This is a genomic window from Mesorhizobium sp. M5C.F.Ca.IN.020.32.2.1 (assembly GCF_004023105.1).
In the GTDB taxonomy this organism is placed as follows: Bacteria; Pseudomonadota; Alphaproteobacteria; order Rhizobiales; family Rhizobiaceae; genus Mesorhizobium; species Mesorhizobium wenxiniae.
In genome coordinates this window covers 1-9,516 of record NZ_RZSX01000146.1, presented here as the reverse complement: position 1 = coordinate 9,516, position 9,516 = coordinate 1, and the positions used below count along the sequence as shown (strand labels likewise).

The 9,516-nt window shown below is 62.4% G+C and carries 12 protein-coding genes; 4 read left to right on the top strand and 8 right to left on the bottom strand.

Translation table 11 applies throughout. The features are described from left to right. A partial coding sequence (locus EOA86_RS10110) for an FGGY-family carbohydrate kinase (RefSeq protein ID WP_128341488.1) occupies positions 1–647 on the top strand: 647 nt, incomplete at its 5' end. A gap of 54 nt (positions 648–701) precedes the next feature. Here the strand turns inward: EOA86_RS10110 and EOA86_RS10105 are convergent. Then, on the bottom strand, positions 702–1,058 hold the full coding sequence (locus tag EOA86_RS10105) for an ArsC family reductase (protein ID WP_029355455.1): 357 nt from the start codon (positions 1,056–1,058) through the stop codon (positions 702–704). A 175-nt stretch (positions 1,059–1,233) separates the two neighbouring features. Between EOA86_RS10105 and EOA86_RS10100 the strand changes: the two genes are divergently transcribed. Together EOA86_RS10100 and EOA86_RS10095 are read left to right on the top strand one after the other, a co-directional pair. Continuing rightward, a complete protein-coding gene (locus EOA86_RS10100; protein ID WP_128341486.1) occupies positions 1,234–1,599 on the top strand; it encodes a metalloregulator ArsR/SmtB family transcription factor in 366 nt (121 codons plus the stop codon). Beyond that, the gene (locus EOA86_RS10095) at positions 1,596–2,081 is read left to right on the top strand and encodes an SRPBCC family protein (RefSeq protein WP_128341484.1); all 486 of its coding nucleotides are present in this window, start codon (positions 1,596–1,598) and stop codon (positions 2,079–2,081) included. The genes EOA86_RS10100 and EOA86_RS10095 overlap by 4 nt, the downstream gene beginning before the upstream one ends. Positions 2,082–2,193: 112 nt before the next feature. Here EOA86_RS10095 and EOA86_RS10090 read toward each other — a convergent pair whose 3' ends face one another. The 7 genes from EOA86_RS10090 to EOA86_RS10060 are packed head-to-tail and all read right to left on the bottom strand — an operon-like array spanning position 2,194 to position 8,826. Beyond that, entirely contained in the window at positions 2,194–3,177 is a 984-nt protein-coding gene (locus EOA86_RS10090; protein ID WP_128341491.1) for a 2-dehydropantoate 2-reductase, read from the bottom strand. 2 nt (positions 3,178–3,179) lie between these two features. Further along, positions 3,180–4,730: an acyl--CoA ligase gene (locus tag EOA86_RS10085; RefSeq protein WP_128341482.1), complete on the bottom strand. Its 1,551-nt coding sequence runs from the start codon at positions 4,728–4,730 to the stop codon at positions 3,180–3,182. After that, positions 4,723–5,421 carry a fumarylacetoacetate hydrolase family protein gene (locus EOA86_RS10080; RefSeq protein ID WP_128341489.1) on the bottom strand — a complete coding sequence of 233 codons (699 nt, stop codon included), beginning with the start codon at positions 5,419–5,421 and terminating at the stop codon, positions 4,723–4,725. Before EOA86_RS10080 ends, EOA86_RS10085 begins: the two co-directional genes overlap by 8 nt. A 2-nt stretch (positions 5,422–5,423) precedes the next feature. Next, a complete protein-coding gene (locus EOA86_RS10075) occupies positions 5,424–6,179 on the bottom strand; it encodes an ABC transporter permease subunit (protein WP_065010101.1) in 756 nt (251 codons plus the stop codon). A 6-nt stretch (positions 6,180–6,185) separates the two neighbouring features. Then, positions 6,186–6,989: an ABC transporter ATP-binding protein gene (locus tag EOA86_RS10070; protein ID WP_065010100.1), complete on the bottom strand. Its 804-nt coding sequence runs from the start codon at positions 6,987–6,989 to the stop codon at positions 6,186–6,188. 1 nt (position 6,990) lies between these two features. Next, positions 6,991–7,818, bottom strand: coding sequence for an ABC transporter permease (locus EOA86_RS10065; protein WP_095518231.1), 828 nt, complete (start codon positions 7,816–7,818; stop codon positions 6,991–6,993). Positions 7,819–7,830: 12 nt separating this feature from the next. Next, positions 7,831–8,826 carry an ABC transporter substrate-binding protein gene (locus EOA86_RS10060; RefSeq protein WP_128341481.1) on the bottom strand — a complete coding sequence of 332 codons (996 nt, stop codon included), beginning with the start codon at positions 8,824–8,826 and terminating at the stop codon, positions 7,831–7,833. A gap of 176 nt (positions 8,827–9,002) precedes the next feature. Here EOA86_RS10060 and EOA86_RS10055 point away from each other — a divergent pair. Further along, positions 9,003–9,516, top strand: a 514-nt coding sequence (locus tag EOA86_RS10055) for an FCD domain-containing protein (RefSeq protein ID WP_164891659.1), incomplete at its 3' end; no start/stop codon positions are given.

Below are 9,516 nucleotides of genomic sequence, written 5' to 3'. Positions count from 1 at the left end.
CCATGACCTCGCCGACAGGCGATGGCTATTTCCTCGAGGCGGTGCAGCGGGCGGGTGTCTATTTCGTCAACTGGTTCGTAGACATGTTTGCCGGCGGACGCTCCGATCCGGCGATCTTCGACCGCCTGGAAAGGGAAGCGGCCGCCGTCCCGATCGGCTCGGACGGACTTCTCGCCGGCACCACCCTCGTCGGTTGCATGGACCCGCATTGGGATCCGAGCGCACGCGCGAGCTTCATCGGCATGCACCCCTCGCACACGCTCGGTCATTTTTATCGTGCGGGGCTAGAGGCGATGACGCTGCAAACCGCCAGGGCTCTCGAAGAGATGCGCAGCCATGGTCTTTCGCCGGCGCAAATGGTGGCGATCGGCGGCGGCGCCAACAGCAAACTTTGGACAAAAATGATCGCGGACGCGACCGGGATCTCGATCCATAAGGGTCACAACGCTGAAGCCTCCTCCCTCGGCGCAGCCATTAGCGCAGCGGTCGGCATCGGATGGTTCGAGAGTTTTGCTGAGGCCGCGGACGCCATGACGAGCATCGCCGAGACAATCGAGCCGGACCCACGCAGACGCGAAGCATGGGACGCGCTGTCGGCCAGGCAGGCCAAGGTCTTCCCCGCGTCCCAATTCGCCTGGCGGAATTGAGACCGGCGCGGCAAGCAGGCTCTCGAACTGGAGCGCGAAAAGCGTCCCGTCCCGCTACTTCAACCCGCCCACCGCCTGCTGGTAAACATCAGGCTTGAAGCCGACGAGGATGCGATCGCCAAGTTCGAGGACCGGCCGCTTGATCATCGTCGGGTTGGCCAACATCAGCGCCTTGGCCTTCTTCTCGTCGAGGCTCAGCTTGTCCTTGTCCGACAGTTCGCGAAACGTCGTGCTCGCCTTGTTAAGCAGGATTTCCCAGCCGACTTTGCGGGACCAGCCGTTCAGCCGGTCCGCGTCCAGTCCTTCGACCCTGTAGTCATGAAAGCGGTAGGCGACATCGTGGCTTTCCAGCCAGACACGCGCCTTCTTGATCGTATCGCAATTGGTGATGCCGTACATCGTGATGGTCAAAATTTTGGCCCCTCGGACTGATCGTTCGTCGAATCTGGCGGCACCCTAAACCACCCTTCAGACTTTGTCAGAGACCCCGCAGGCATCCTGAGAACTTTTGGGCTTGCCTATACTAAGGAATTTTCCTAAGTGTTTCCGAACCATCTTTGGCCATGCGCAGTGGCGCGAGGAAGACATGACCGTCGCAACAAGCCCACAGACCTCGAGTCCTAGCGTCCCGCCGATCGACAGCATTCTCCGAGCGCTGGCCGATCCGACGCGGCGGCGCGTGGTCGAGCGGCTGAACCGAAGCCCGGCATCGGTCAGTGAGCTCGCCCAGCCGTTCGAGATGGCTCTGCCCTCCTTCATCGAACATCTCAGGGTTCTGGAAGGCTGCGGGCTGGTGCGTTCCGAAAAGGCCGGCCGCGTCAGGACCTACCGGCTCGCGCCGGAGCCGCTGAAGGTCGCGGAAAATTGGCTGGCCGAGCAGCGCGCACTGTGGGAACGCCGCCTCGACCAGTTCGATGCCTGCGTGATGACACTCAAGGAGAAAGACAAATGAGTTCGACCCCGCTTTTCAAACCCGACCCGAAACTCGATCTCGTCCTCGAACGCGTCATCGAAGCGCCGCGCGAGCTTTTGTGGACAGCCTGGACGACGCCCGAGCATGTTCGGCAGTGGTTCACACCGAAGCCGTGGATCGTCACCGATTGCGAGATCGACCTCAGGCCCGGCGGCCTGTTCCGGACCCGCATGCAGTCGCCTGATGGCAAGGAGGTCAACGACCGGCATTGCTGCTACCTCGACATCGTGCCTAACGAGCGGCTGGTGTGGACCGATGCGTTGCTGCCCGGCTACCGGCCGTCAGGGGACCCGTTCATTACAGCGGTCATATCATTGCACCCGGAAGGCAAGGCGACACGCTACATCGCGACCGCCATCCACCGCGATGAAGCCACACGCAAGAACCATGAGGCGATGGGCTTTTTCTATGGCTGGGGCACCGTGGCCGACCAGCTTGCGGACTACGTTAAGAGGCTCTGAAGCGGCGTTGTTTCGCGCTCACATGGCGGCCACGGAATCGTCATAGCCGTTCAGCTGCCAGCGTCCGACGCCTGCAGATGGGTTTTATCGACGTGAACCCGCCTGCCCTAGCTTACGTCAGATAGCAGCCGCGCTCGATGGCGAGGCGGCGCACCAGCGCCAGCACGTTGTTGATGGCGGGCGTTGGCTCGCCAGTCAACCGGCCGAGTTCCTGAACCGCCGTCACCAGCGCATCGATCTCCATTGGTCGGCCGCGCTCCAGATCCTGCAGCATCGAGGTCTTGTGCTCGCCGACATCGCCGGCCCCCTTGATACGGCGGTCGACATTTATCGGGAAACGCACGCCGAGACTTTCGCCGATCGCCTGCGCCTCCAGCATCATAGTGCGGGCAAGCGTGCGGGTTGCCTCGTCGGCAGCGATTGCCGCAAGCGTGCTGCCGGTCAGCGCGGAAATGGGGTTGAAGGAGAGATTGCCCCAGAGCTTCACCCAGATCTCACTTCGGATGTCGTCGCGAACCGGCACCTGCAGCCCTGCCGCAACCATCTCCGCAGCAAGCCGCGTGACACGTTCGCTCTTCTCGCCCGAGGGCTCGCCGAGCGAAAAGCGTTTTCCCTCGATATGGCGGACTAGGCCGGGCGCATCCACCTCAGCCGCGGGATACACGACCGAGCCGATGACGCGATCCGGCCCAAGCCGATCCCAGATCGCTCCACCGGGATCCACCGCTTGCAACCGCGTGCCTTCGAGCGAACCGCCGATCTTGTGGAAGTACCACCACGGCACGCCATTCTGCATGGTAACGACAGCCGTCCCGTCGCCCAGCAGCGGCGCGATCTGGTCGAGCGCCGGTGCGAGAGAATGGGCCTTGAGCGCCAGTACGACATAGTCCTGGACGCCTAGCTCCTGCGCTTGCGCGGCGGCCCTGACAGAGGCGACGGATTCATGGCCGTCTTCGATCAGGCGAAGTCCGGCCGCCTTGATCGCATCGAGATGAGCGCCGCGCGCCATGATCGACAGATCGACCCGGCCGGCCATGGCAAGTTTGGCCGCGAGATAGCCGCCGATCGCGCCGGCGCCAAAAATGGTGATCCGCATCATCATCCAAGCCCGGGTTTGGCAAGCCCGGGTTTGACAAGACCCAGTTTGGTCGCGAGACCGATGCGCTGCAGCTTGCCCGTCGCGCCCTTCGGGATTTCGTCCAGGATCAGGACAATGCGCGGCACCTTGAAGTCGGCAAGCCGCATCGCGGCGAAGCTGCGGATATCGCCTTCGGTAGCGGCCATGCCCTCGCGCAGCACGATCGCAGCCGCGACCTCCTCCCCGAGCTTGTCGTGTGGCGTGGCGAACGTGACGACCTGCGCCACCGCCGGATGGTCCATCAGTACGTCATCGACCTCGAGCGGCGAGATCTTCTCGCCGCCGCGGTTGATGATCTCCTTGAGCCGGCCCGTGACGCGCAGATAGCCGTCGCCGTCGAGCACACCCTGGTCGCCGGTATGAAACCAGCCATGCGCGAAGGCAGTGGCATTGGCGTCCGGATTCTTCTCGTAGCCCGCGGTGACATTAGGCCCGCGAATGACGATCTCGCCGGTCTCACCGGGCTTAAGCAATTGCCCGTCCAGCGCCATCACCGCCACTTCCGGTCCGGCGGCGGCGCCGACGCTGCCCGCCTTGCGCAGGCCTGGCGGCAACCGGTTCGAGGCCATCTGGTGGGCGGCCTCGGTCATGCCGTAGGATTCGATCACCGGACAGCCGAAGGTCGCCTCAAGCTCGGCCATCACTTGCGGCGGCAGCGATGCCGAGGACGAGCGGATGAAGCGAAGAGGCGCCGCTGCCAGTGCATCGGCATTGCGTGCCGCCCGCGGCAGGATCGCCTGATGCATGGTCGGCACGGCCGTGTACCAGCTCGGCCGCGCCTCGCTTAGCCAATGGAAGAAGCGCAGCGCGTTGAAGCCCGGCGTGCAGAAGACGCTGCCGCCGGCGGCGAGCGAGGACAGCACCGCCGCGATCAGACCATGGATGTGGAACAGCGGCATGATGTTGAGGCAGCGGTCGCCTGATGTCAGGCCGAGCGTCGCGCCGATATGGGCGGCCGAGGCGGCAAGATTGGCATGGCTGAGCGGCACCAGCTTTGGTCGTGACGTGGTGCCTGAAGTGTGCAGCAACAGCGCGATGTCGCCGTCCTCAGCCAGTTCGGGCGCAGCCGGCGGGCCGATCGGTTCGCCCTCGATCTTGAAGCTTCCGGCAGGCGCGTCGCGCAGTGCTGCGAGCCTGAGCACCGCTATGCCCAGGCGCTCGGCAACGGCAATCGCCGGGCCGCTTTCGTCTTCGGCAACCAGGATCGCCTTGGCGCCAATGTCGGTCAGGTAGAAGTCAAGCTCGTCGGCCCGGTAGGCCGGGTTGAGCGGCGCCGTGGACGCCGCCGCGGCCACCGCGACAAAGGCCGTCGCCATCTCCGGCCCGTTCGCCAGCACGATGGCCACCCGATCGCCGCGGCCCAGGCCCAGCGCGTGCAGTTGCGCTGCCGTTTCAGAGATCAGGCGGCGCAGTCCGCCATGGGTGAGCGTGATCCTGTCGGGTGCCGAAATCGCCGGCGCATCGTCCGCTCCGACAGCAAGCCGTTCAATGATCGACGCCGCTTCAGACAACGCGAACCTCTAGGTCGCCGACGCCATCGATATGACCGCGAAGAACATCACCGCGAACAACTGCCCCGACGCCCGCCGGCGTGCCGGAAAGAATGATGTCCCCCGGCATCAGCGTGAAGAGACCGGAGAGATAGCTGATCATTTCCGGAACTTTCCAAATCATCTGGTTGAGATCGCCGGTTTGTTTTCGCTCGCCATTGACGTCCAGCCAAATCGCTCCCTGGGTTGGATGACCGATCGAACTTGCCGGAACCAATGGCGTGCATGGCGCCGATGCCTCGAAGGCCTTGCCGACCTCCCATGGACGGCCCATGTCCTTCGCCTTACCTTGCAGGTCGCGCCTGGTCATGTCGAGACCTACGCCATAACCGAACACGCAGTCCAGAGCCTTTTCGGCCGAGATATCCGTGCCGCCGCTCGTCAGCGCCACGACCATTTCGATCTCGTGATGGACATCGTTGGAGGCCGGAGGATACGGAAATTCTCCTGTCGTATCGAGGTTGTCGGGATTCTTCTGGAAGAAGAATGGCGGCTCCTTGTTGGGGTCGTGTCCCATCTCGACTGCGTGCGCGGCATAGTTCCGTCCGACGCAATAGACCCGGTGCACCGGAAACATCTTGTCAGTTCCCGCCACCGGGATGCTGGGGATTGCGTTCGGTTCGATGACGTAGCTTGAGGTCGTGCCGTGCATGTTCACTGTCTTGCTCCTGCGTAGTATTCGACTTTGGCTTCGGCCCTTTCGATCAGTTCGGCAATCAGCAGGGCAAAGGCAAAAAGGATGATGGTCAGGGCCCAGAATTCGGCCATGCGGAAATTTCGCGAGAAGGTCTCGAACAGCGCGCCGTAGCCGACGATGGCGACGAGCAACTGGCCGATGACGACGCCCTTGACGCCGCGGATGAGGCCGAGGCGGATGCCGGCAAGGATCTCCGGAAGCGCCGCCCACAGGATAATCTTGGTATAAAGGGCCGGACGCGAGGCGCCATAGGAACGCGCCATTTCGATCAGCGACGGCGAGATGTGGCGGACCCCGGCGCGCGTGTCGAGTACGATGATCCAGATCGCAAACAGGAACACCGCCGCAACGATCGTCTGCTCGCCGAAGCCGAACAGGATCATCAGCACCGGGACGATCGCCGAGAGCGGTGCGCTTGAAAAGATATTGACCCACATGCCGAGCAGGTCGTCGGCGATCTTGACACGTCCCATCAGGATGCCCAGAGGCACGCCGATTACGATCGACAGGGCCATGCCCATGGCGAAGGCGCGAAGGGTCGTGACCGTCGCGCTCTGCCAGGACGGGGTCTGCACCAAACCGACCGCTGCAGCCAGCACGTCGCTAAACGGTGGCAGCAGAAAGACAAGGTCCAGCCGGCCGACGATTTCCCATACGACGCACCAGACGAGCAGGGACGCCATCATTGGTACTCGATAGCCAAACAGGGTCATGACCGGTCACTCCACATACTGCTTCAGCCCCTGCCATATCTCCTCGACCGTATCGAGATAGTGCCTGTCGCGATGAATGCGCTCGGGGTCGCCGGAGCGATCGATTTCCGGTTCAATGATCTGCGATACCCGGCCGGGTCTCGGTGACAGCAAGACGATGCGGTCGGAGATGTAGACTGCCTCCTCGATCGAGTGCGTCACGAAGATGAAGGTCTTGTTCTGGTTGGTGCGCAGTCGGATCAGATCTTCCTGGAACTTCCGCCGGTTCTGCTCGTCGACCGCCGAAAACGGTTCATCGAGGAGCAGGACGTCGGCATCGACCGACAAGGCCCGCGCCAGGCCGACGCGTTGGCGCATGCCGCCCGACAACTCGTGCGGGTATTTGTCCTCGAAGCCGGCGAGACCCACCTCAGCTATATAGCGGCGGGCGATCTCCTCACGCTCGGCCTTGTTGGTGCCGCGCAATTCAAGTCCAAAGGCTACATTGCGCATCACGGTCGCCCAAGGCATCAGCGCAAAGTCCTGGAACACGAAAGCGCGTTCGGGGCCTGGGGCGCTGACGCGCTTGCCGTTGATCGCGACAGTGCCGCCATCGGCCCGTATCAGCCCCGCTATGATCTTCAACAGGGTCGTCTTTCCGCAACCGCTGGGTCCGAGAAGGCTGGTCAGCTTGCCCCTGGGAAAGTCGAGGTCGATGCCGCGCAGCGCCTCGACATTGCCGTAGGTCTTGGAAATTCCTCTCACCTCCACGATTGAATCGATCGGTGCGGGAACCGGCGACGGTCCATTTCGCAATGCGGTCGCGCCCATCTTAAGCACCTCTACTCTCCGGCCTGAAAACACGGACTTCCACCCACTGCAGAAAGACGAGCGTCAGGGTGGAAAGCGCAATGATCGAGGCAATTGTTGCGTACATCTCGGCGTAGTCTGCGCGCGAGCGGTGGAAGGTTATGAGGTCGCCGATGCCGGTCGGGGTGATCAGCAGCTCGGCGAGCACCACGCCGACGAACCCGGCAGCGACGCCGAGGCGCAAACCGGCAAAAATCACTGGACTGGCGTCCGGAAGAATGATCTTGGCGACGGTCTGCCAACGTGTGCCCAGGAATGATCGGCACATGACCAGCAGCGACTCGTTGACGTTGCGCACGGCCTTGTAGGTATTGAGCACGATGACCGGCAGCGCCAGGATCATGACGGCGAGCGTTTTGGCGGTCATGCCTATTCCGTAGACGAAGGTGACCATTGGAATGAAGGCGGCGACAGGTGCTGCCTGAAGCACGATGAACACAGGGATCACCAGCCATTCGCCGGTGCGCCACAGGCCACAGATCGTGCCGAGGCCGACACCCAGGAACGCCGACAGGACAACGCCGAGCAACAGCGGCTGCAGTGTCGAAAGATAGGCAGTTGCCAAGCTACCGTCGGCGAGCAATCCGAAAAATGCGACGATGGTGTCGGAAAAAGTCGGAAAGGCGAAGCTGACGGGAATACGCCCGGCCACTTCCCAAATTCCCGCGAACAGAGCGATCGACACCAGCCTGAGCAGGATCGGCTGGTCCCAAGATGCGCCCGTTGCGCTTCGAGTCGATGGAGAAGCGAGGCCGGCAGCCTCGCCGTCAGTTCTGATGCTTACGGCCATCCGGCAGGCCGCCTATTTCTTGCCGAGCTTGGCGACGGCGCGGTCGATTGCGGAGACATCCCAGAAGTCCTCGACCTCGAGGCTCGCGGGATCGCCTTCGATCTGGCCGGCAAGGCTGAAGAAGGCAAAGTCGTCTTTGGCCGCATCCACTCCGCCGCCATTCAGCGCAAGGCTGCCGGCTTCCGCGGTTTCCTTGTAGTATTCGGTGATTTCGCTATCAGCCTCCGCGCCGAGATCCGGCAGCAGTTTGTACTTGTTGCGGAGCTCGACCGCCACGGTTGGATTTTCAGTTATTTCACGCGCGGTCTTCATCAGTTCCTCGACCAAGATGTCGACGTCGGCGGCGTTGTTCTTCAGATAGTCTGCGGTCGCGAAAAGCGCTTCGTCCGAGGCGCCGATATCCTCGACTGGCAGGACGATGAACTTGCCGGGGGCTTCGGCCTCAAGCGCGCGCCTGTTGGCGGCATCGACGATCGACGCCTTGATGGTCCCCTGCAGCAGCGCATTGCGGCGAACCTCGGAACCCGGGACGTAGCTGATGTTGCCGAGCTTGATGCCGTGGTTTTTCGCCATCAGGAGCATGACCGCCTCTGTGCCGGAGCCGCGCGCCTGAACGGCGACTTCCTGCCCGTCCAAATCCTTCCATTCCTTGTAAAATTCGCTGTTGACGACAGGAAAGAAGCGCAGCGTCGATATCTGCGCAAAGATGCGGATCGGCACGCCAACCTTCTGGATCAAAGTGTAGGGCGCGCCGATACCGACATCAGCTTGGCCGCCGACAATCGCCTGGGCAGCCAGATCCTCGTCATTGAGAACAATGAGCTCGACATTCACGCCGCGTTCCTTGGCGCGCTCTATCGCGGCGAGCGTCTGGATGGATTCTATACCGGGAAGGTCGCCGAATGCGATGCGCATGTCGCCCGCATTTGCGGCCGACAGGTGCGATGCAAATGCAAGAACCGCAGCGAAAGCGGTGGCAAGGACGGTACGTCCGGTCATGCTGGCCATTGTCATTCCTCCCGTTTTGTAACCATTACCTTAATTGGTTAAGGCTGTGGAGCGGATTGGTCAAGGAGAAACTGCGCGATGGCAGATGCGCGGGCCCAGAAAACTCGGCAGTTGACGGTTTCCGCTAATCGTTTTAACACCGGCAAAGGGAAATTATATGCGAATTGGTTAAATTGATGGACGATCCCGGTAATGGTGGCCACGCCGCCCTGGTTCAGCTTCAGGCCTATCTTGCCCAGATGGATCATGCCGGCGAGACACGGCTGCCTGCCGAGCGGGAACTGTCGGAGAGCCTCGGCGTATCGCGCGGCGATCTGCGCAAGGCGCTGGCGGTGCTCGAGAAGGACGGCCGCATCTGGCGTCACGTCGGCAGGGGCACCTTCGTCGGCAGTGGACCGGTCGAGGAGACGATCGGGATTTCGGAAATCGCCGGGCGCACGAATCCGGCCGACGTGATGCGCGCGCGCCTGATCATCGAGCCCGAGATTGCGCGCGAAGCGGCGCTGCACGCGACGCTTTCCGATATTGCCTCGATGCGACAATCGCTGGTGCAGACGCGGGAAGCCGTCACATGGCGGCAATACGAGAACATCGACAATCTGCTCCACCGGCAGATTGCACAGGCGAGCCGCAACAATGTTCTGCTCGGCCTGTTCGACGTCCTGAACGCCGTGCGCCGAACCGTGGTGT